Raw genomic sequence first — 21,233 nt, forward strand, 5'->3', positions numbered from 1 at the left:
CTAAAGGGCTGGGAAGCGGCGATCCCGCACCCCAGCAATGCACTACTGAAGCAAGATCATCTTGCGTAGAAGTTCGAATCCAGCGCGGCCATAGAGCTGTCTCTTGATCTGTTTGATGCGGTTCACGGCTCCCTCGATGCTGCCCGAGCTCCAGTCCAGGGAGAGGCCGGCGGTCACGGCGTCGAGGTCTCGAAGCAGGTGAAGTGCGAAGCCGGTGAGCCCGGGTAGCTGGCTGGCATCGACTGCGTCGATCCAGACAGGGAGCGTGGCGCCGAGGCGGCCGCTGAGTATCTCTCCGAAATCGCGGACGTGTCCGGCGGCCGTGTCCAGTTCGGGACAGCGGGTCAGGACGTCCTTCAGACCGACGCGGTCTTCCTCGCTCAGGGCGGCGGGGTGGCGGGTGAGCCAGCCGGTCACCTGCCGTACCGTCGGCGGCCGCGGCGATGCGGCGGACGGAGCTCCGCGCAAGTGGCGATGTGCGCGCGGACCATGCCGTAGGTGACCGGAGCTTGCTCGGCGATCAGTTCGCCGTGGAGCTGGGTGACGCTGGTGCATCCCTCCGTAAAACGTCGTTCCAGGTAGGGCTTGTAGGGGTCCAGCCTGCTGGGTCGGGGCCGGTTCTCCCGGACGGTGTCCTGCCAGCATGCGGCGTTCGCGTATCGGAGCACGGTGTTGAGACCCCAGCCCAGGTGCCGGGCGATCGCCCGGCGTGAGTGGCCCTGGGCGAGCATCTTGTGGACCAGGGCGTGTGCGGCCTTCTTGCGTTCGGCCCGCCGGCCGACGGGCTCCGCGTCGTTCTGCGGCCGACCGGAAGCCGGTGGGCTGTCCTGCGGCAGCATGCCGCTGGGCATCGGGGTGCGCAGGCAGTCGCGATGGGCGGCGACGCAGGTCTCCACGGCCCGGCCAAGGCCCTGCCACAGATGGAACCGGTCAGCGACCTGCAGGGCGTCGGGGGCACCTCGCCGGGCGCCCTCAGCGTAGGCGCCCGCCCGGTCCCGGCAGATGATCTCCACGCCGGGGTGGCGGTCCAGCCAGGCAGCCAGCGGCCCGGCTTCCCGCGTCGGGAGCACATCGACTACACGATGATCTTCAACACTGGTCAGCACCGTGGAATAGGCCTGGCCGCGACGGATCGCGAAGTCGTCGACGCTTAGCACCCGTGGAGTACTGAACCGCGGATCGGGCAATGCCATGACCCTACGCAACAAGGTCATCCGTCCCGCACCGAAGCCCAGCTGGGCCGCCAGACGCGCGCCGGCCCGCCCCGCCAGGGCGAGCTCCACCCGTTCCAGGGCGCGGTTGAGCCGCGTGGTGAACCGCGCATGTGCGACAGTCAGCCGGGAGAACGGCTCGGCGAACGTCCGGCGGGGGCAGCCCGCCGACCCGCAGATGAAGCGCCTGACCGTCAGCCGGATCACAAAGCCCTGGCCAGCCAGAGGAAGGTCCCTCAGCCTGCGCTGGTAACGGTCGTGGACTCGGCCCGAGAAGCAGCCGCAGCCCGGACACGAAGCGCCGCCTGTACGACCTCTCGCCACCACCTCGACCGTGCCGAACGCGGTCGTAACCGCCGCGACCTCCACATCGTCGATCCCCTCGAACACCAGCGAGCCCCAGAACAGTGCGTCGGTCTGCATGACCAGCACCATCACCGTCCTCCGCCGACCACGGCAGTGAACGGAAATGAACCTGATGGAGCGTCACTTCCGGTGTCAGGCGACAAGACATACGCCGTCTCCCATGAGTCAGACTCCTCGCGATCGAACACCGAGGTAACGCTCCGCGACGGCTCCCCAAGATCTGTGCCAGAACCCCCGTTCTCGTGAACAAAGCCAGGCGGGGCTGTGCGCGGGGGCGCCGGGTGGCGGGGTGAGGGCGCGGTCCAGGGCTTCGAGTACCTTCGGGCCGCCGGGGTGGCGGATCCAGACGGTGATGTCCGCGGTCGTCAGCCGGTGCCGGGCCAGGAAGCCGTGTACCTCGTCGGGCAGGTGCTTCCACGGCGTCCGGGACGTCGGGGGCCAGGGAGCGCGAACCCGTCGGTCCCAAGGCGCATGCCCATCAGGTGCTCGGTGCCGGGGTGCAGGCGGCTGCGGGTGGCGATCAGTCGTGGCCTGGCGGTCTGCCGCACCCGCGCCAGGCCGGCGCCGAGGAGCACGTGTCACTCACCTCCGACTCCCGCGGGCGGATCGGCCTCGTGACGACTGACGGTGGCGCCGCCGCGCCGCTCCCGGGCAGGGCGTGCGGCGGGCGCCAGGGCGCACGAAGGGGTGTGAGGAGCCTGTGTCGCTTCTGACCGTCCGAGGAGGCGGTGCGGCCGACGATGCGGAGGGGTATCCAAGGGGCGTCGGCCACACCGTGGTTCGGGCTACGAAGGGACGCATCATGATCGGCAGTCGTGGAGCGGGCATCGCCCTGGCCTCCCTCGCCCTGCTGGCGGCGGCCGTCGGCGGCGTCCCCGCGGCGCAGGCCGGAGGCCAGGCCCGGGAACGCACCGCCCTGGAGTGCACAGGCCAGGAGAACATCACCTACGGACCGGGCCTCGGCCTGTCCTCCGCCGGCTCCGCCGAGGTCTCCGTCGACGGGACGTATCACTGCACGGACGGCTCGGGCCGCGGCAGCACGGCCACGTACCACACTGAGGGGAAGACCGGAGGCGGCTGCCTCCTCCTGTCCTGGAACCGGTCCAGGGAGGTCCTGCACCACGCGGACGGCGCCACGACCGTCATCGTCTACGAGGCCGGCCCCTCGGTCCGCGTGGCGGGCCTCAACACCGCCCTGCTCAGAGGCGAAGTCGTCGGCGGCCGCGGCAAGGGTGCGACGGCGGAGAAGACCATCCAGACGCTGCCGGGCAGCCTCCCGACGGACTGCGCGCTCGGCGGAGGCATCCGCCACACCACCGGCCTGACCCGGCTCAGCATCCGCCCCTGAGGATCGAGGACGCGACGACGGCCCTGGCGCCGACCCGGCCCCCGGGGCCTGAGCTCGCCGCTTGACGACCGTGCCCGCTGGTCAGTCCCATGCGTTGAAGAGGACTCCGCCCAAAGTCGTGATGCCGTAGAAGCGCACCTCGCGCCACTCGCCCGGCCCGAGCACCGAAGTGTCCGCGTCGGAGAGCGGGGTGGCGAGTCGCGCACCGCTCAGAACGGCGAAGCCCGCGTCGGCGAAGACCTGCGCTCATGGGGGCGGCGCGAGGAACTTCTCCTGGCGCCAGTCCTGGCGTGTCCGGGCGAAGGCGACCCAGGGGTGAGGGGCGTGACACAGGACGACGCTCTCGCCTGAGCCCGCGCTTCCGCCCGCGCCTCCAACAACCGCCGCCGTGTGGAAGGTCCGGGGATACGCCCGTTCCTCAACCTCGCCTACCTCGCCTCCGGCGAGCCGGGCAGCGGCGTACAGACTGGTGCGGAACGCCCGCACGTCAGTCTCCGGAAGCGGGCCCTCCTTGGGCCGGAAGAAGCCCGTCGCCCCGCGCGGCAGCACGAAGCCGGTGTCCCCGTCGTCGATCACACCGCCCAGCATGCCTGGCCGGAGGCGCGTCGGGCAGGACGGGTCCCGGTTCCGCGAGGGTGCTGACCGTGGGACGTCTCCAGCACAGCGAAGGCTCGGCGACGCCACGCGCATGCCCCTTCGGCTCGCTCCCCGCCTCGCCGTCCCTTCCGCGCCGCCCGAGACGTCCGCCCGCGCGCCGCTCGTCCTCTCGGCAACCGCCCCTCCGCGCGGCGCCGCTCAGCAGCCTCTCACCGGCGGGCGGTGACGATGAGGTTGACGGGCTCGGTGGCGGCCGGGAGGCCGTGCAGGGGCTCCCAGGTGATGTCGGTGAAGCCGCAGGCGGTGAGGGCCCGTTCGTACGCCGCGCGGGTCCAGAAGTGGACGGCGAGCGTGGAGGGCGGGTCGGTGGGGATGGAGATGGTGCAGGGGTCGCCGTCGCGCGGGACGGCGGGGCGGTGGAGGATGAAGCCGTTGGGCTGGGGGACCTCGGGCTCCAGGCCCGGGTTGCCGACGACGGCGAGCAGGCGGCCCCCCGGCGCGAGGTTGGCGTACGCGCCGCGGCACATGCGGGTGAGGGTGTCGAAGGAGTCGGCGTAGTGCAGGACGGCGGCCGCGGTGACGAGGTCGAAGGCGCCCAGGACGGGCAGGTCGGCGATGTCCCGCACCTCGTACCGTACGCCGAGCGGCTCCTCCCCCTCCTCCAGGTGCGCGAGTTCGATCATCGGGCCCGAGGCGTCCACCCCGAGCACGTCGGCCGCGCCCTCGCGGCGCAGCAGCCGGGTGAAGGGGCCCGTGCCGCAGCCCAGGTCGAGGACCGAGGCGCCGTCCACCGGGCCGAGGGCCCGGAGGATCGAGGGGATCTCCACGTTCTCGCGGTAGGACTGGAGGAGGCGGTCCACCTCCCCGTACTGCGCGGCGATGAGGTCGTACTGTGGCGTCAACTGACTTCCCCCGTCGGGTTTCCGGTGGGCGGTGGGCAGTGTGTCGGCGTACGGCGGCCGATCTTCGCACTACGACCGGTGGGGCTCAAGAGTGCCCGCACGGCCGTTCCGGTGGGATGAATGCCCGTATAAGCGCCCAAATCAGGGCGGAATCGAGCGTTCCCAGGGTCGCGTACGTGGCCGATGTGACCTGAGTTACATGCCTCAGCGCAGCGTCTTCCCCACGTACCCCCGCCACCCCTCCGTGAGTTCCCGCTCCCCCACCCCCAGGACCCCCCGCGCCGCCTTGTCCACGGAACCCGTACCGGCCGCCCGGTAGAAGGCGACGAGCTTCCGTTCGCCCCACCGTTCCGCCACCATCCGGCAGGCGAGCCAGGCGCCCTCGTACGCGCGGGCCAGACGGTCGGCGCCGCCGGTGAAGCGGAAGTCGGCGTCGGCGGGGAGGCGCTCCGGGGGCCGGCCGGCGTGGACCGCGCGGGCCAGTTCGGGGGCGATCGCGGCCGGGGCGCGGTCGGCGGTGCGGTAGGCGACCCAGTCGGCGAAGCCCTCCGAGAGCCACATGGGCGTGGTGTCGGTGGTCCGGGCGCGGGTGGCCACGTGGGTGGCCTCGTGGGTGAGGACGGCCCGCCGGCCGAAGGGGCTGAGGGCGGTGTACGCCTCGGGGTTGACGACGATCCGCCCGGCGGGGGCGGGACCGCCGCCGCCCTTCTCCCCCGCCGTGGTGGTCACCGCCGCGATGCCCCGGTAGTCGGAGGGCGGCGCGCCGAGCAGGGCGCCCATCCGGTCCAGCGAGGCCGGCATCTCGACGACGAGCCGCCCAGGGCGGTCGCCGTCCCGACGGTCGCCGTCCGGTCCCGCGCCGTCCGGCCAGGCGGCGGCCACGGCGGGCACCGCCGCGTCGGCCAGGCCGGACAGGGCCCGCAGCGCGGCCGGTTCCTGGCCCGCGCCGAGGACGAGGCTGTGCCGGCCGCGGACGGCGGTGACCCGGCCCTGTTCCCAGAGCTGGCGGTCGCCGGACGCGGTGTCGTCCCCCGCCACGTACCAGCGCCCGGCGCGCCGGACGGCCGTCAGCCGGACCGGGACGGCGACCGGCGCGGTGTCGTAACCGGCCAGCCGGTAGCGGAGTTCGGCCTCGGCGGCGACCCGGTGGCCGTCGCCGGGCGCGGGGGTGAAGCCGCCGGTGCGGACGGCGCCGTACTCCCAGGAGGCGAGCGGCACGTCGGCGAGGTTGGCGAAGACCTGGCGCCGCCGGTCCCGGTAGGCGCGCTCGCCGGGGTCGACGGCGGCGAGGTACGCGCCCTCGTCGCGGTCGCGCAGCGCCGTCGCCCAGCCGTCGAGCAGCCGCCGGACGGCGTCGGTGTCGCGGACGGCCGCACCGTCGACGGGCCCGGCCCCGCAGCCGGCGAGGGCCGGCAGGGCGATCAGTACGACGGCCAGGAAGCGCAGCGCCGCCCGGCGTCCGCCGCCGGGTCGTCTCGTGGGGCCGTCCATGGCCCGCATCGTACGAGCCGGCCGGCCGGTCACCCGGAGCGGGGGGCGCGGCGGGGGGGAAGCAGGCCCCGGTCCCGCCCCTTCACCGTTTCCTGGGGCTGCCGCCCCAGACCCCGCTTGTCGCGGCTCCGCCGCTCGTCCTCAAACTCCCCCAGAGGGGGTGCCCCCAGACGGGCTGGATCTCACGGCCGCGTGACCGACGAGATCGGCATCATGTCCGCCCGGTCGTACCGCACCCGCGCCCCCGGGTACGGCGCGTGCACCACCTGCCCGCCGCCCACGTAAATGCCCACGTGGCTGGCGTCGTCCCGGTAGATGACGAGGTCGCCGGGGCGGGCCTCGGACAGCGGGACGTGCCGGCCCGCGTTCCGCTGGGCCTGGGAGGTGCGCGGAAGACCGACGCCCGCGCGGCCGTAGGCCCACTGCGTCAGCCCGGAGCAGTCGAACGCGAACGGGCCGCTCGCGCCCCAGGCGTAGGGGGAGCCGACGGCCGAGCGGGCGGCCCGCGCGGCGGCGGCCCCGCGTGCGGAACCGGCGTCGGGGAGCGCGGAGTCCCCGCCCCGCGAGGGGTACGGCGAGGGCACCGCGAAGAGGAAGCCGGCGCGGGACCCGCCCGCGGAGCGCGAGGCGCGGGCGTACCGGGCCCGTTCGCCGTCGGGCAGCGTGTTGAGGAGCCGGCGGGCGGCGGCGAGCCGGCCCTCGACCTCGTGCTTGTGGCGGGCGACGGCCCGGCGGCTGTCCTCCAGTTCGGCGAGGGCGCGGGTGGCCTCCAGCCGCTCCTGGACGAGCGCGCGCTGGGCGGCGAGCAGGGCGTGCAGCCGCTCGGTCTGCCGGCCGGTGACGCGTTCGAGGGCGGAGGCCCGGTCGAGGTAGCGGTCGGGGTCGGAGGAGAGCAGCAGGCGGAGGGCGGGGTCCACGAGCCCGTTCCGGTACTGGGCGGCGGCGACCGTCCCGAGGGCGTTGCGCATCCGGTTGACCGTCTCCTGGCCGCGGGCGACCCGGTCGGCGGCCTGTTCCACCTTCCGCCGCAGGGCGCCGGCCCGTTCACCGGCGGCGTTGTACTGCTCGGTGGCCCGCTCGGCCTGCCGGTAGAGCCGGTCCAGCCGCGCCCGCACGGAACCGGACGAGGCGGCGCCACCGGCTCCCCCCGCGGAACCCGCGGAACCTGCGGGATCGACGGGGTCGCCGGGGCGTGCGGCGGCGGACGGCGAGAACGCGGCCGCCGCGGTGGCCACGGCGGCGGACAGGACGGTGACCCGTACGGTCCGGGCGAGACCGGAGGGCGTGGATCGGCGGTGGGACGCCACGTGTTGCCGTACTCCCTTCGCTCGCGCGGCCCCCTGCCGGCCCCCTGCCGCCCGGACGGGCGGACGACGACGGGGGCACCGCGCCGGCGGCAGACAGTAGCGGCTCGCTCACTCTCCGTTCAAAGACCGCTACGGAGCGTGGAACCCGGGCGCGTCCTCGGGTAACGCCGGACGCCCCGCCCAAGACGCAGGTCATGGACGGGGCGTCGGAGCCTCCGCGGCCGGTGCGACGCCACCCGAACGGGTGGATTGGCGGGGCCGGACGGCTTAACGGTGGAACCGGAGGGCAAACCGGTAAGGCGGCCACCCCCGTGCCCGGTCAGCCCACGCGCACGCCGAACTGGAACGGCATGTTGCTCATCGCCTCGTAACGGACGACGGTGCCGGTGCGCGGCGCGTGCAGCACCTGCCCGTTGCCGGCGTACAGGCCGACGTGGTGCATGTCGCCGTAGAAGATGACCAGGTCGCCGGGCTGGAGCTGGCTCTGGTCGTAGATCCGGGTGCCGTCGTTGGCCTGCGCCTCCGACGTGCGGTCGAGCGTGACGCCGGCCTGGGCGTAGGCCCAGGAGGTCAGCCCGGAGCAGTCGAAGGAGCTCGGGCCGGTCGCGCCCCAGACGTACGGGGACCCTATCTTCGACTGCGCGGCGGCGAGCGCGGCGCCCGCCCGGCCGGAGCCAGGGACGGCCTTGCCGCTGCTGCCGGTCTGCCCCGAACCGCCGTCCTTCGAGCCGCCCTTGGACCCGCTCGCACCCGAGTCGTCCGTGCCCGCCTTGGCGGCGGCCTTGGCGGCCGCCTCCTTCTCGGCGGCGGCGATCGCGGCGCGCTCCTTCTCCGTCAGGGAGTTGAGGACGTCCTGCGCCTCGGCGAGCTTGCCCTGCACCTCGGCCTTGCGCTCGCCCAGCGCCTTGCGGGTGGACTCCAGGTCGGCGAGCTTGCCCGCCGCCTCCTCGCGCTGCTGCTTCAGGGCGCGCTGCTTGGTGGCGATCTGCCGGAGCGCCTCCGCCTGCTTGGCGCTGACCTGGTTGAGCGTGGACGCCCGCTCCAGGTACGTGTCGGGGTCGGACGAGAGCAGCAGCTGGAGGGAGGGGTCCACCGAGCCGGTGCGGTACTGGGCGGTGGCCACCGCGCCGAGCCCGTCCCGGAGCTTGTTGACCTCCTCCTGACCGCGCGCGACGCGGTCCTGGAGGTCGCCGGCCTCCTTCTCCAGCTTCTCCTGCCGCTGCTTGGCCCCGTTGTACTTCTCGGTGGCCTGCTCCGCCTGCTCGTAGAGCCGGTCGACCTTCTCCTTGGCCTCGCTGCGGGTCGGCTTGGCGCCGGGATCGGCGGAGGCCGCCTGGGCGGAGAGGGCGACGGCTGCGGCGGCGGTCGCGGTGAGGACGGTCACCCGAGTACGGCTCGGCTGTTTGGGACGACGGTGGGACGCCACGGAGTCGAGCTCCTTTTCTCCTCGGCCGCCGCGGGTGCGCTGGGGCGCGGATGGGCACGGCGGGACACTTCACGTCATCCGGATTGGATGATCACCGCGCGAAGGTTCGAGGCCCGACCTTAGTGACCCTCATATGATCGGTTCAAATCCCTTGGGGGAAATCGTTGCTCAGCTTTCACGTTGTTGACGTGGGGGGTGCTCCGGTCCCGCCCCTTCGCCGATTCCCGGGGGCGAGCCCCCGGACCCGCTCGTCCTCAAACGCCGGACGGGCTGAATAGGGCGCCCACTCCAGCCCGTCCGGCGTTTGAGGACAACCGCGCGGAGCGCGGTTTCAGGGGGTGCGGGGTCCGCCCCGCGGAAACGGCGAAAGGGCGGGGTTGGGGCTCAAGTCCGCGCCAGCCTCCGCAGCAGCAACGCCGAAGCCACCGGCCGCGCCCCCGCCTTGGCGACCCCGTCGGCCACCTCCCGGTCGGTGGACACGACCACCACAGGCCGCCCGGGCGGCTCGGCCCGGACGAGCTGACGGATCAGCTCGTCGGCCGTCACCCCGGGCTTGCTGAAGAGCACCCGCACCCCGCGCGGCGGCGCGAGCAGCACCGGAGCGGCCAGCTCGGCCCCGTCGAAGACGCACGTCATCTCGGCGCCGGTCTGCGCGGCGAGCATGGACAGCCCGCCCAGCAGCCGCAGCCGCTGCTTGTCCAACGGCATCGTCGGATAGCCGGTCTTGGTGACGTTGTAGCCGTCGACCACCAGGTGCGCCTGCGGCAGGGCGAGCAGTTGGTCGAGCAGGGCGGGGTCGGTCTCGGACAGGGCACGGGCCGCGATGTCCTTGGGCGTCATCCGGCCGGGCTCCACCGCGTCGACGAGGTCGGCGGGGTGGACGGAGGTGGGGGGCAGGGCCAGTTCGCGGCGCAGCCCCTGGGCGGCGTCCAGGACGGTGTCGAGCAGCAGCCGCAGCCGCATGTCCTCGACGCTGCGGCCCTCGCGGACCGCCCGGCGGCTCGCCTCCAGGGCGGACTCGGCCTCCGCGAGCCGGGCCTTGACGCGCCGGGTCTCGCCGAGGGCGGCGGCCAGTTCGGCGGCGGCGTCGGTGCGCAGCGCCTCCAGCTCGGCGTGGGCCTTGCGGAGCGCCGCCTCGCCGCGGCGTACGTCGTTGAGGGCGCTGCGCAGCTTGCGGTGCAGGCCCTCGCCCTCCTTGCGGACGGTCTCCAGCTCGGCGCGGGCACGGTCGGCCTCGGTGCGGGCCTCGTCGCGCACCCGGGCGAGCTCCTCGCGGAGCTGCCGGAGCTCGCGCTGGGCCTCCTCGCCAGCCCGTTCGGCGCTGGCCCGCTGGGCCTCCTCGCCGGCGGCGGTGACCAGTTTCACCCAGCCGGGCGGGCGCAGGACGAAGGCCATGGCCGCGACGTCCTCGGGGTCGGCGGCGGCGGGCGGCGACCCGGCCTCCAGGGCCCGGGCCAGCTCGGAGCCGGTCTCCCGGAGCCGGGCGGAGATCCGCTGCCGGAACGCGGTGTCGGTCTCGACGGCGGCGGCCATCGCGTTGCCGGCGAACTTGGCCCGGCGGGCGGGGGTGAAACGGGCGTACTGGCGCAGCTGCGCGGGGAGTTCGGGGACCGTCAGCCCGCCGAACGCCTCGGCGACGAGTCCGATGACACGGCGCCGGATCCCCTCGGGCAACGGGCGGTCGAGCACCTCGCCGACGCCGCCGGCGCGGCCATCGTCGTCACCGGCCGTCTCCTCGCCGTCCGTGTGCTCCACCACGCGTGTCCGCTCCGTTCCTCAGCTCGTCCCCGGACGGTCCACCGGCCCGGTCTCCGGCCCCGCTTCCCGTCCCGCTCCGGCCGGGCGGCTCACGCGGGGGCGTGGGGGGTGCCCGCACGGGGTGCGGCGCCACCGGGCGGTGGCGGTCGGCCGGGGAACGTCCATGGTGCCGTCCGTCCTGTTCGTGGCGTGCGGGGTGCGGGGCGTTCGTCGTAACCCTACGGCCTGCCCGCCCCGTGGCGGGTTGGGACCGGCACGAGCCGGAACGACCGGCGAGGCTCTCCGTACCGCTTGCCCCGGTACGCCATGATCTGCCCATGATCGTAAAGGCAGTGCGGCGGGAGCGGCCCCGCACCCCCTGGGTCACCCGTACCGTTCTGGCCACCTGCTGCGCGGTCTTCCTGATCGGTCCGGCGTCCGGCCTCGATCCCTCGTACGGCACCGGCGCCGACCTGGTCGCCGCGCAGACGGCCTACTTCGAGCGGTGGGGAGTGGTGCCGGACGAGCTCTGGCACGGGCTGCCGGCGTCCCTCGCCACCCCGTTCACCGCCCTCTTCGTGCACGGCAACTGGCTGCATCTGCTCGGCAACATGCTCTTCCTCCACGTCTTCGGGGCGATGACGGAGGAGCGCATGGGCCGCCTCTCCTTCGCCCTGTGCTACGTCGTCACCGGCTTCCTCGCCCTGCTCGGCTACGCGGCCGTGCACGCCGGATCCACCCAGTCGCTCGTCGGTGCCTCCGGGGCCATTTCCGGGATCCTCGGAGCCTTCCTCCATCTCTTCCCACGGGCCCGGGTGACCAGCCTCTTCCCGTTCCTCTTCTTCCTCCCGCTGCGCTTCCCCGCCTGGGCCGTCCTCCTCTTCTGGTTCGCCCTCCAGTGGCCCGGCGTCGGCGCCCCCGACGACCGGCCCGGAGTCGCCTACCTCGCCCACGTCATGGGCTTCGCCCTCGGCTTCGGCTTCGCATGGGTGTGCCGGGAACGGCCGGTTAGAGTGAAATCCCCCGTGAACGACGCGGCCGGGTCCGCCGAAGGAGACAAACCGACGTGATCACCTCGATCGTGCTCATCAAGACCGACGTGGACCGGATCCCCGAGATCGCCGAACAGATCGCGGCTCTGGAGGGGGTGAGCGAGGTGTTCTCCGTGACCGGGGCCTACGACCTCATCGCGATGGTGCGGGTGGCTCGGCACGACGATCTCGCGGAGGTCATTCCGGGGCGGATCAGCAAGGTGCCCGGGGTCGCGTCGACCGAGACGCACATCGCGTTCCGCACGTACTCGCAGCACGATCTGGAGGCGGCGTTCGCGATCGGGCTGGACAGCTAGGCGCTCCGCAGGGGCGCCTGCGGCGGGGGTGTGCCCCGGTCCCGCCCCTTCGCCGATTCCTGGGGCTGCGCCCCAGACCCCCTTGTCGCGGCTCCGCCGCTTGTCCTCAAACGCCGGACGGGCTGAATTCAGCCCGTCCGGCGTTTGAGGACAAGGGGGTCCGGGGGCTTGCCCCCGGGAATCGGCGAAGGGGCGGGACCGGGGCAGACCCCCGGAGGGACTACCGCCGCACCAACTCCCCCACCGCCCCCGCAAACCGCTCGATGTGCTCATCAGGCGTCCCGACGCCAAAGCTCACCCGCACGGCCGAGCCCCCCGCGGGAAGCAGCGCCCGCACCAGGGGATGCGCGCAGAACAGCCCATCCCGCACCCCGATCCCGTACTCCGCCGAAAGAGCCGCGGCGAACGCCGAACTCTCCCACCCGTCGACGACGAACGACACCACCCCCACCCGCGGGGCGTCGTCCCCGAACAGGGACAGGACCCGCACCTCCGGCACCGCCGCGAGCCCCGCGCGCAACCGCGCGAGCAGCGCCTCCTCCCGTGCGGCGAGCCGCTCGAACCCCGCCTCGGTCAGCGCCCGGCACGCGGAGGCGACCGCGTGCGCGCCGATGACGTTCGGGGATCCGGCCTCGTGCCGGGCGACGGTGTCGAACCACTCGACCGCGGGCGCGCCGGACGCGTCCCGGATGACGCTGCGGGTGGCGCCGCCGCCCGCCAGATACGGCGCGGCCGCCCGCAGCCAGTCCGCGCGCCCCGCCAACACCCCCGCGCCGAACGGCGCGTACAGCTTGTGGCCGGAGAAGGCGACCCAGTCGACGTCCAGTTCGCCGATGTCCACCGCGCGGTGCGGCGCGAGCTGTGCCGCGTCGAGGACGACACGGGCGCCGTGCGCGTGCGCGGCGGCGGCGAGTTCGCGGACGGGCCATACCTCCCCGGTCACATTGGACGCGCCCGTCACGCACACCAGCGCGGGGCCGTACGGTTCCCGCGCCGCCAGCGCCCGTTCCAGCGTCTCGACGGCCTCCGCGGGGCTGCGCGGCGCGTCCAGCCAGGTGACGGGCGTCTCGCCGGTCCCGGCGCGGCGGGCCCAGGGCAGCAGGGCGGCGTGGTGCTCGGTCTCGAAGACGAACACCCGGGTGCCGGTGGGCAGGGCCGCGGCCAGGAGGTTGAGCGAGTCGGTGGTCGAGCGGGTGAAGACCACCTGGTCGTCCGCCCGGCAGCCGAGGAACGCCGCGACGGTCGCGCGGCTGTTCTCGAACAGCTCGGTGGAGAGCCGCGAGAGGTACCCGGCCCCCCGGTGCACGCTGCCGTAGTACGGCGCGTAGGCGGCGACGTCGTCCCACACCCGCTGCAGGGCGGGCGCGCTCGCCGCGTAGTCGAGGGCGGCGTAGGCGACTTCGCCACCCCCGGCGACGGGAACGCGGACGTCCCGCCCGAGGACGGGCAGCGGCAGGGACGGCGCGGGGCCGGCGGCGACGGCGGTGGGGGCGGGGGCTGAAACGGTGGAGGACATGACGAACTCCCGTGGAAGGCAGGCGAGATCACTGCGCGGCGGCACGGCGGCGGCGCAGGAGAAGGGGAACGTGCGGGCGCGGAGAAGGGGCTCTCGGCCCTAACGCATTCGCTGGATCACGGAAGGAACTCCCTCGACGACCAGGATCCCTGGCGAGGGATCCGCGCTTGCCGCAGACCTCGCTGCCTGCGGCCCGGTCATCACCCGGGGCACCCCGCCACGGAAGGAGGGTTGCCGGACAGCGGGCCGGGGCCTGTGTCGCTGTCACTCGTGACCTGGCGGCGAGTATGGCATAGCGGATCACGGCGGCGAAAGCGTGGTCCGTGATACGGACGGCTTACGGCCGGGGGGTGGTGCCCCGGTCCCGCCCTCTCACCGTTTCTCGCGGGGGCCGGCCCCCGCACCCCCGAAGCGCCCTGCGGGCGCTGTCCTCAAGCGCCGGACGGGCTGAATTCAGCCCGTCCGGCGCTTGAGGACAAGGGGGTCTGGGGCGCAGCCCCAGGAAACGGCGAAAGGGCGGGACCGGGGCACCCTCACCCCCCGTTGCTCACCCGCACCCACCGCTCCAACGCCCCCCGAGCAGCCCCGCTGTCGATCGACTCCGCCGCCCGCGCCATCCCCGCCGCGATCCGCCCGACGAGCGGCTCGTCGGAAGGCTCCAGAGCCACGAGAGCCGCCGCCGAGTTCAGCAGCACCGCATCCCGCACCGGCCCGGTCTCCCCCGCCAGTACCCGCCGCGCCACATCCGCGTTGTACGACGCGTCCGCACCCCGCAGCGCCTCCACCGGCACCAGGTCGATCCCGACGTCCCGGGGGTCGAAGTGCTCCTCCCGCACCACACCGTCCCGTACGACCCACACCCGCGACGTGGCCGTGGTCGTCAGCTCGTCCAGCCCGTCGTCGCCCCGGAACACCAGCGCGGACGAGCCCCGTTCGGCGAGGACCCCGGCCAGGATGGGTGCCATCCGCGCGTCGGCGACGCCGGTGGCCTGGGCGCGGACGCGGGCCGGGTTGGTGAGCGGGCCGAGGATGTTGAAGGTGGTGCGGACGCCGAGTTCGCGGCGGGCGGCGGCGACGTGCCGCAGCGCGGGGTGGAACTTCACGGCGAAGCAGAAGGTGATGCCGGCCTCGTGGGCGACCTCCACCACCCGCTCCGGGGAGAGGTCCAGGTTGACGCCCAGCTTCTCCAGGACGTCGGAGGCGCCGCTCGCGGAGGACGCGGCCCGGTTGCCGTGTTTGACGACCTTCACGCCCGTCCCCGCGACGACGATCGACGACATCGTCGAGATGTTCACCGTCTTGGCGCCGTCGCCGCCCGTGCCGACGATGTCCACGCTGGGGCCGGGCACCTCGATGAGGTTGGCGTGCGCGTACATGGCCCGCACGAGGCCGGAGATCTCGGCGACCGTCTCGCCCTTGGCGCGCAGGGCCACGGCGAAGCCGGCGATCTGGGCGTCGGTGGCGGCCCCGCGCATGATGCGGTCCATGGCCCAGGCGGTGTCGTCCGCGCCCAGGTCCCGTCCGCCGAGCAGCGCCTCCAGGATGCCGGGCCAGGACCGGGACACCGTGCCGTCGCCGCCTGTCGGGGTCGCAACGTTCATGGTCCACGCTCCTGGTGGTCGGTACGGGGCCCTGTCCTCGCAGGGCACGTGCCCAGCCTAACCAGGTCCCGGGACGGCGAAGAGCCCCGTCCATGCGTTGGACGGGGCTCCTGCCGTGGCGATCAGCTGTGATCAGTCTGCGGTGCTCAGGGGATCAGTGGTGGCCGTGGCCGCTCGTGATCTCCTGGAACTCCTCCGCCGTGGCCTTGGGGACGAACTTGTCCTCCCCGTACATGCTCTTGGAGAGCCGGACCTTCATCTTCTGGCCCATGGACGCCTTGCGCGCGACGCCGTTCTTGTCGACCTCGGGCTCCAGCTCCAGCGGCTTCGGCTGCTCGTGCGCGGTGAGCGTGTGCAGCTGCTCCTGCGTGAGGGGCTCGTGGACCTCCACGAACTCACCGTGCGGCAGGCGCTTGATGATGCCGGACTCGCGGCCGTGCAGGACCTTCTCCCGGTCGCGCCGCTGGAGACCCATGCAGATCCGGCGGGTGGCGATGAACGACAGCACGGGGACCGCGAAGAACCCGATGCGGACGAACCAGGTGATCGCGTTGAGCGACAGGTGGAAGTGCGTGGCCCAGAGGTCGTTTCCACCGCCGATCAGCATCACGAAGTACGCGGCGATCCAGGCGACACCGAAGGCGGTGCGCGTCGGAGCGTTGCGCGGACGGTCCAGCAGGTGGTGCTCCCGCTTGTCGCCGGTCGCCCAGGACTCCAGGAACGGCCAGAAGGCGATGGCGAAGAGCACCAGCGGGAAGATGACCAGCGGGATGAACACGCCCAGGACCAGGGTGTGGCCCCAGACGTTGATCTCCCAGCCCGGCATGACGCGGATCAGACCCTCGGCGAAGCCCATGTACCAGTCGGGCTGGGCGCCGGTGGACACCTGGTCCGGCCGGTAGGGGCCGATCTCCCAGATGGGGTTGATCGTGGCGATCGCCGCGATGGCCGCGATGGCACCGAAGACCAGGAAGAAGAAGCCTCCCGCCTTGGCCATGTAGACCGGCAGCAGCGGCATGCCGACGACGTTCTTCTCGGTGCGGCCCGGACCCGGGTACTGGGTGTGCTTGTGGTAGATGACCAGGATCAGGTGGGCCACCACGAGACCGAGCATGATGCCCGGCAGCAGCAGGATGTGGACCGAGTAGAACCGCGCCACGAAGTCCCCGCCGGGGAACTCCCCGCCGAACACGAACATCGACAGGTAGGTGCCGATGACCGGGACGGACAGGATCGCGCCGTCCACGAAGCGCACACCGGTGCCGGAGAGCAGGTCGTCCGGCAGCGAGTAACCGGTGAAGCCGGTGAACATGCCGAGGAAGAACAGCAGGAACCCGAACAGCCAGTTGATCTCACGCGGCTTGCGGAACGCGCCCGTGAAGAAGACGCGCATCATGTGCACGAACATGCCGGCGAGGAAGATCAGCGCGGCCCAGTGGTGGATCTGCCGGATGAGCAGACCACCGCGGACGTCGAAGCTGATGTGCAGCGTCGAGGAGAACGCCTCGGACATCCGCTGTCCCTGGAGCGGGACGTAGGAGCCGTGGTAGACGACCTCGTTCATGCTCGGGTGGAAGAACAGCGTCAGATACACACCCGTGAGGATGATGATCAGGAAGCTGTAGAGGCAGACCTCGCCCAGCATGAAGGACCAGTGGTCCGGGAAGATCTTCCGCATGTTGGCCTTGGCCAGGCTGTAGATCCCCAGCCGGCCGTCGGCCCAGTCGGCGACCCGCTCACCCGCGGGTGCCTTGCGGCCGGGCTTGCCGGCCGCGTTCGTCTCTGCAGTACTCATCCGCGCTCCCAGAAGGCAGGACCGACGGGCTCGGCGAAGTCGCCCATCGCCTCGAGGTAGCCCTTGTCATTGACCTTGATCCGCAGCTGCGGAAGGGCGTGCCCGGCCGGACCGAAGACCACGCGACCGCCGTCGGAGAGGTCGAAGGTGGACTGGTGGCACGGGCAGAGCACGTGGTGGGTCTGCTGCTCGTAGAGGCTGATCGGGCAGCCCACGTGCGTGCAGATCTTGGAGAACGCGACGATGCCGTCGACCGACCAGTCCAGTTCCTTCTTGTCCTTGATGTCCTCCGGACGGAGCCGGACGATCATCAGGGCCGCCTTGGCGATCTGGACCTGGAAGTCGTGGTCCTCCTCCGACATGCCCTGCGGCATGGCGAAGGTGAGGGAGCCGACCTGGACGTCCTCGGGACGCAGCGGCTGCATCGTGTTCTGGTTGACCAGCAGCTTGCCGGGCGCCCACTTGGACTTGCGGAGCTTGGTGCCCGGCTTGGGACCCAGGCCGCCGAAGAGGAAGAGAGCGGAGAGCGGCATCAGCGCCAGGGCGCCGAACATCGTGTTGCGGATCAGCGGGCGGCGGCCCATCGCCGACTCTTTGGCACCCTCGGCGAAGTCGGCCATGACCTTGGCCTTGACCTCGGGGGACGCCTGGATCGGGTGGCGCTCGTCGATGCGCTCCTCGTCGGACATCAGGGTGCGGGCCCAGTGGACCGCGCCCGCGCCGATGCAGAACAGGGCGACGCCGAGGGTGAGCCCCAGCGTGAAGTTCATGGCGCTGATGTGACCGAGCGGGAACACATAGATGTTCTTGTCGATCGGGATGGCCAGGTAGGCGGCGATGAAGCCGACGGTGGCCAGCATGGACAGCGTGAACATGAACGCCACGGCGCGCTCGGAGCGCCTGGCGGCCCGGTCGTCGACGTCCTGGATGCGGTGCTCGTGCGGCGGCAGGCCCGGGTCGGCGAAGGGGTCGCCCTTGACCGTCACCGCGCCCTCGCGCGTGTCGCCCTGCTTGCTCGGCAGGGTCTCTTCTGGAATGTCTTGGCTACTCATGACTTCTTGGCCTTTGCGGTCCGGGCGGCGACCCAGATGGCGAGGGCGATCAGCGCGCCGAGGCCGAAGATCCACCCGAACAGACCCTCACTGACCGGGCCGAGCCCGCCCAGGTTGAGGCCGCCCGGGCTCTCCGACTTGCTGGTGTTGACCTCGTCGAGGTACGCGATGATGTCCTTCTTGTTCTTCTGGGACATCGTGGTGTCGGGGAAGGACGGCATGTTCTGCGGGCCGGTCTGCATGGCCTCGTAGATGTGCTTGGGGTCGACGTCCTCCAGGCTGGGCGCGAACTTGCCGTTCGACAGCGCGCCGCCCTTGCCCGTGAAGTTGTGGCACTGGGCGCAGTTCGTACGGAACAGTTCGCCGCCCTTGGCGATGTCGCCGCCGTCGGGGCTGTACTGGTCCTTCGAGGGAACCGCCGGACCCGCGCCGAGCGAGGAGATGTACGCGGCGAGCTGGTCGATCTGCGCCTGCGTGTACACCGGCTTCTTGCGGGGCGCCTGGGCGCCCTGCTGCTGCATCGGCATACGGCCGGTGGCGACCTGGAAGTCCACGGCCGCGGAACCCACGCCGACCAGGCTCGGCCCGTCGGAGGTGCCCTGAGCGCCGGTGCCGTGGCAGCTGGCACAGCCGACGGAGTAGAGCTTCTTGCCCTCCTCGATGGCCAGGGACTGGGCGGTGTCATCGGCCTTGGCCGACTCGGCCGGCGCGAAAGCGGCGTACAGCCCCCCGGTTACCGCCAGCGCGAAGAGTAGGACGACGACCGCCGCCAGCGGATGGCGTCGTCGTGCGGAGAGCTTTTTCACGGATTACCCCGGTGTCAGGATCTTCTGCGTCGATGCTGGACTGTTGGTCCGGTGCGGGACGGGACCGATTACTTGATCAAGTAGATCGTGGCGAAGAGGCCGATCCACACCACGTCGACGAAGTGCCAGTAGTAGGAGACGACGATGGCCGCCGTCGCCTGGTGGTGGGTGAACCTCTTGGCCGCGTACGTCCTGCCCAGGACCAGCAGGAAGGCGATGAGTCCGCCCGTCACGTGCAGGCCGTGGAAGCCGGTCGTCAGGTAGAAGGCCGAGCCGTACGCGTCGGAAGACAGCGAGAGGCCCGCCTCCTTGACCAGGTCGGTGTACTCGAAGATCTGGCCACCGATGAAGATGGCACCCATCACGAAGGTGATCGTGAACCAGGTGCGCAGCTTCTTCACGTCACCGCGCTCGGCCGCGAACACGCCCAGCTGACAGGTGAGCGAGGAGAGCACCAGGATCGTGGTGTTCCCCGCCGAGAACGGGACGTTCAGATGCGACGCCATATCCGACCAGTGGTCGGTGCCCGTCACCGAACGCAGGGTGAAGTACATCGCGAAGAGGGCCGCGAAGAACATCAGCTCGGAACTCAGCCAGATGATGGTTCCGACGCTGGTGAGGTTCGGTCGGTTGACCGAGGGGTGCGCGTGCCCGGTATCTACTGCTGTTGCTGTCGCCACGACCGACATTATGTCGGTCGCTTATCTCGCGCTCACTCCGGGGGGTGCCGTTCGGTGTGTCAAGGACGTGTGCCCTGCTCGTACGGCCGAATCCGACAGTCACCCGACAAGCACCGAGTCGTCCCCCGAAGGGGGGAAGGAGTCCTTCCGCGGGGCTCCCGGGGCGGTGACGCACCGGGTGGTGACGGGCCGTCGGCGCCCGTACGGGACGGCCGGACGGTGTTCGCGGTGATCGCGCCCTCCTCCGCGGCCCCTCCCGCGGAGTAGCATCCGCGCCAGCGGTCCCCTCGTTCCACAGCTGTGCCCGAGACACCCCTGTCATGAGCGTGGAGGTAACGATGCAGCCGACGGCCACGGTGCTGGTCTACAGCGACGACGCGCGCACCCGCGAACAGGTGCGGCTGGCCGGCGGCCGGCGGCCGGCGGCGGACCTGCCGCCGGTGGAGTACCTGGAGTGCGCCACCCTTCCGGCGCTGCTGCGGACGCTGGCGGAACACCGCGTCGACGTCTGCGTCCTGGACGGCGAGACGGCCCCCGCGGGCGGCATGGGCGTCTGCCGGCAGCTCAAGGACGAGGTGTTCCGGTGCCCGCCGGTGCTGCTGCTGATGGGCCGCCCGCAGGACGCCTGGCTGGCCACCTGGAGCCGGGCGGACGCGGCGGTGACGCACCCGGTGGACCCGGTGGCCTTCGCCACCGCGCTGGCCGGTCTGCTGCGCGACCGGGCGGGGACGCAGGCCACCGCGGACGCCTGAGTCAGACGCGGGGCCGCAGCCGGGCCGCGTCGGCCGGGGTGGCCCCCTCGCGCGTCCCGGCCGCCAGGGCGCTGCCCTTGCGCCAGTCCTCCCACGACAGGTTCCAGTCGCCGAAGCCGTTGTCGAAGGGCGTCATGGTGGCGCCCGCGCTGCCGACGACCTTGACGATGTCACCCACCCGGACGGTGTCGAAGAACCATTTGGCGTTCTCGGTGGACATGCCGGTGCAGCCGTGGCTGACGTTGTCGGCGCCCTGCGAGCCGACGGACCAGGGCGCGGCGTGCACGTACTCGCCGCTCCAGGTCACCCGCGTGGCCCAGTAGACGGGCAGGTCGTAGGAGTCCGCGCTGCCCTCGGCGATGCCGATGGTGTCCCCGCGCATCCGTACGAAGGATTCCTGGCCCAGGATCACCTTGACCCCGTTGCGCGTGTCGTAGCCCGGTTTGCCGGTGGTGACCGGGATGGAGCGGATCTCCTGGCCGTTCTTCAGGACGCTCATGTAGTGCCCGGAGGCGTCCGTGACGGCCTCCACCCGGTCGCCCGTGTCGAGGTGCAGCGGCTTGGACGGGCCGCCGTACATGCCGCCGCCGACCTTGATGCCGTCGAGGGTGGCGTGGACGTCGATGGACGCGTGGGCGGGCCAGTACTCCTTGGGGCGGTAGTGCAGCACCCGGTTGTTCACCCAGTACCAGGAGCCCTGGACGGCGGGGCGCGACTCCACCCGCAGGGTGCGTTCGACGACGGCCCGCGCGGCGGGCGTCTGGACGGGGGTGCTCAGCTCCGCGGTGATGGGCTGTCCGACGCCGTAGGTGCCGGTCTTGGGGCCGAACGCGACGGTCAGCAGCCGGGTGGCCGGGCCGGTGTCGAAACCGATCGTACGGCGGCCCTGGGCCCCGTCCTCGTCCTCGGTGCTCACCCGGACGGTGTAGTGCGCGCCGGCCGCGAGGGAGCCGGTGCTGCGCCAGGACGAGCCGTCGGGGGCCAGTTCGCCGCCCACGTAGCGGCCGGCGGCGTCGGTGGCGATGACGTCGGTGATGCGGTCGTCGCCGGTGGCCGTCACTTCGAGGGGCACGCTCGGGTCGACCTTGCGGCCGTCCTCGGCGCCCTTCAGCACGACCTGGCCGGCGGCGTCGTAGGGCGCGTCGGCCAGCGGGTTGGACGAGCTGCACCCGGTGCCCCCCAGCGCCAGGGGGACCAGCAGCAGCGCGCCGCCGAGCACCGTGCGGCGTCGAGGAGAGTGGCTCATGGTCACACCGTAGGAAGAATCGCCTCCTTCGGCCCCCGGGGAGGGGCAAACG

At 72.3% G+C, this 21,233-nt stretch carries 19 protein-coding genes and 1 riboswitch; of the genes, 4 read left to right on the forward strand and 15 right to left on the reverse strand.

Annotated features, from left to right (window positions below; translation table 11 throughout):
* Positions 1–42: 42 nt before the first annotated feature.
* Together ACH4PU_RS24940 and ACH4PU_RS24945 are read right to left on the reverse strand one after the other, a co-directional pair.
* Positions 43–417, reverse strand: coding sequence for a transposase (locus tag ACH4PU_RS24940; protein WP_398276074.1), 375 nt, complete (start codon positions 415–417; stop codon positions 43–45).
* On the reverse strand, positions 414–1,646 hold the full coding sequence (locus tag ACH4PU_RS24945) for an ISL3 family transposase (protein WP_398276077.1): 1,233 nt from the start codon (positions 1,644–1,646) through the stop codon (positions 414–416). Before ACH4PU_RS24945 ends, ACH4PU_RS24940 begins: the two co-directional genes overlap by 4 nt.
* Positions 1,647–2,379: 733 nt before the next feature.
* Between ACH4PU_RS24945 and ACH4PU_RS24950 the strand changes: the two genes are divergently transcribed.
* Complete coding sequence (locus ACH4PU_RS24950) at positions 2,380–2,925, forward strand: hypothetical protein (RefSeq protein ID WP_398276080.1); 546 nt, start codon at positions 2,380–2,382, stop codon at positions 2,923–2,925.
* A gap of 246 nt (positions 2,926–3,171) precedes the next feature.
* Here the strand turns inward: ACH4PU_RS24950 and ACH4PU_RS24955 are convergent, their stop codons facing one another.
* The 6 genes from ACH4PU_RS24955 to ACH4PU_RS24980 form a co-directional block, all read right to left on the reverse strand.
* On the reverse strand, positions 3,172–3,501 hold the full coding sequence (locus ACH4PU_RS24955) for a hypothetical protein (RefSeq protein ID WP_398276083.1): 330 nt from the start codon (positions 3,499–3,501) through the stop codon (positions 3,172–3,174).
* 230 nt (positions 3,502–3,731) lie between these two features.
* Positions 3,732–4,424, reverse strand: coding sequence for a class I SAM-dependent DNA methyltransferase (locus tag ACH4PU_RS24960; protein ID WP_398276086.1), 693 nt, complete (start codon positions 4,422–4,424; stop codon positions 3,732–3,734).
* 204 nt (positions 4,425–4,628) lie between these two features.
* Positions 4,629–5,924 (reverse strand): hypothetical protein, encoded by a 1,296-nt coding sequence (locus tag ACH4PU_RS24965; protein ID WP_398276089.1) that lies wholly within the window; start codon positions 5,922–5,924, stop codon positions 4,629–4,631.
* 173 nt (positions 5,925–6,097) lie between these two features.
* The gene (locus tag ACH4PU_RS24970; protein ID WP_398276092.1) at positions 6,098–7,222 is read right to left on the reverse strand and encodes an NlpC/P60 family protein; all 1,125 of its coding nucleotides are present in this window, start codon (positions 7,220–7,222) and stop codon (positions 6,098–6,100) included.
* 319 nt (positions 7,223–7,541) lie between these two features.
* The gene (locus ACH4PU_RS24975; protein WP_398276095.1) at positions 7,542–8,648 is read right to left on the reverse strand and encodes an NlpC/P60 family protein; all 1,107 of its coding nucleotides are present in this window, start codon (positions 8,646–8,648) and stop codon (positions 7,542–7,544) included.
* A 384-nt stretch (positions 8,649–9,032) separates the two neighbouring features.
* Positions 9,033–10,337 carry an NYN domain-containing protein gene (locus ACH4PU_RS24980; protein WP_398276303.1) on the reverse strand — a complete coding sequence of 435 codons (1,305 nt, stop codon included), beginning with the start codon at positions 10,335–10,337 and terminating at the stop codon, positions 9,033–9,035.
* Between the two features lie 386 nt (positions 10,338–10,723).
* Between ACH4PU_RS24980 and ACH4PU_RS24985 the strand changes: the two genes are divergently transcribed.
* Positions 10,724–11,455: a rhomboid family intramembrane serine protease gene (locus tag ACH4PU_RS24985; protein WP_398276098.1), complete on the forward strand. Its 732-nt coding sequence runs from the start codon at positions 10,724–10,726 to the stop codon at positions 11,453–11,455.
* Positions 11,452–11,733 (forward strand): Lrp/AsnC family transcriptional regulator, encoded by a 282-nt coding sequence (locus tag ACH4PU_RS24990; RefSeq protein WP_004949419.1) that lies wholly within the window; start codon positions 11,452–11,454, stop codon positions 11,731–11,733. The genes ACH4PU_RS24985 and ACH4PU_RS24990 overlap by 4 nt, the downstream gene beginning before the upstream one ends.
* 220 nt (positions 11,734–11,953) lie before the next feature.
* Here the strand turns inward: ACH4PU_RS24990 and ACH4PU_RS24995 are convergent, their stop codons facing one another.
* From ACH4PU_RS24995 to ACH4PU_RS25020, 6 genes are all read right to left on the reverse strand, one after another.
* Positions 11,954–13,249, reverse strand: coding sequence for an aminotransferase class V-fold PLP-dependent enzyme (locus ACH4PU_RS24995; RefSeq protein WP_398276102.1), 1,296 nt, complete (start codon positions 13,247–13,249; stop codon positions 11,954–11,956).
* 158 nt (positions 13,250–13,407) lie between these two features.
* Positions 13,408–13,525, reverse strand: a riboswitch (SAM riboswitch).
* Positions 13,526–13,782: 257 nt separating this feature from the next.
* A complete protein-coding gene (gene trpD, locus ACH4PU_RS25000; protein WP_398276105.1) occupies positions 13,783–14,850 on the reverse strand; it encodes an anthranilate phosphoribosyltransferase in 1,068 nt (355 codons plus the stop codon).
* 154 nt (positions 14,851–15,004) lie between these two features.
* Positions 15,005–16,645 (reverse strand): cytochrome bc complex cytochrome b subunit, encoded by a 1,641-nt coding sequence (locus ACH4PU_RS25005; RefSeq protein WP_398276108.1) that lies wholly within the window; start codon positions 16,643–16,645, stop codon positions 15,005–15,007.
* Positions 16,642–17,697 (reverse strand): Rieske 2Fe-2S domain-containing protein, encoded by a 1,056-nt coding sequence (locus ACH4PU_RS25010; protein ID WP_398276111.1) that lies wholly within the window; start codon positions 17,695–17,697, stop codon positions 16,642–16,644. Before ACH4PU_RS25010 ends, ACH4PU_RS25005 begins: the two co-directional genes overlap by 4 nt.
* Positions 17,694–18,503, reverse strand: a complete 810-nt coding sequence (locus tag ACH4PU_RS25015; RefSeq protein ID WP_398276114.1) for a c-type cytochrome — start codon at positions 18,501–18,503, stop codon at positions 17,694–17,696. Before ACH4PU_RS25015 ends, ACH4PU_RS25010 begins: the two co-directional genes overlap by 4 nt.
* A 68-nt stretch (positions 18,504–18,571) precedes the next feature.
* Complete coding sequence (locus ACH4PU_RS25020; RefSeq protein ID WP_398276117.1) at positions 18,572–19,192, reverse strand: heme-copper oxidase subunit III; 621 nt, start codon at positions 19,190–19,192, stop codon at positions 18,572–18,574.
* A 329-nt stretch (positions 19,193–19,521) separates the two neighbouring features.
* On the opposite strand from ACH4PU_RS25020, the gene ACH4PU_RS25025 reads away from it, so the two are divergent.
* Entirely contained in the window at positions 19,522–19,935 is a 414-nt protein-coding gene (locus tag ACH4PU_RS25025; RefSeq protein WP_398276306.1) for a hypothetical protein, read from the forward strand.
* 1 nt (position 19,936) lies between these two features.
* Here ACH4PU_RS25025 and ACH4PU_RS25030 read toward each other — a convergent pair whose 3' ends face one another.
* A complete protein-coding gene (locus ACH4PU_RS25030; RefSeq protein ID WP_398276120.1) occupies positions 19,937–21,181 on the reverse strand; it encodes an Ig-like domain-containing protein in 1,245 nt (414 codons plus the stop codon).
* Between the last annotated feature and the right edge of the window lie 52 nt (positions 21,182–21,233).

The organism is Streptomyces sp. NPDC021100, from assembly GCF_044333095.1.
Classification (GTDB): Bacteria; Actinomycetota; Actinomycetes; order Streptomycetales; family Streptomycetaceae; genus Streptomyces.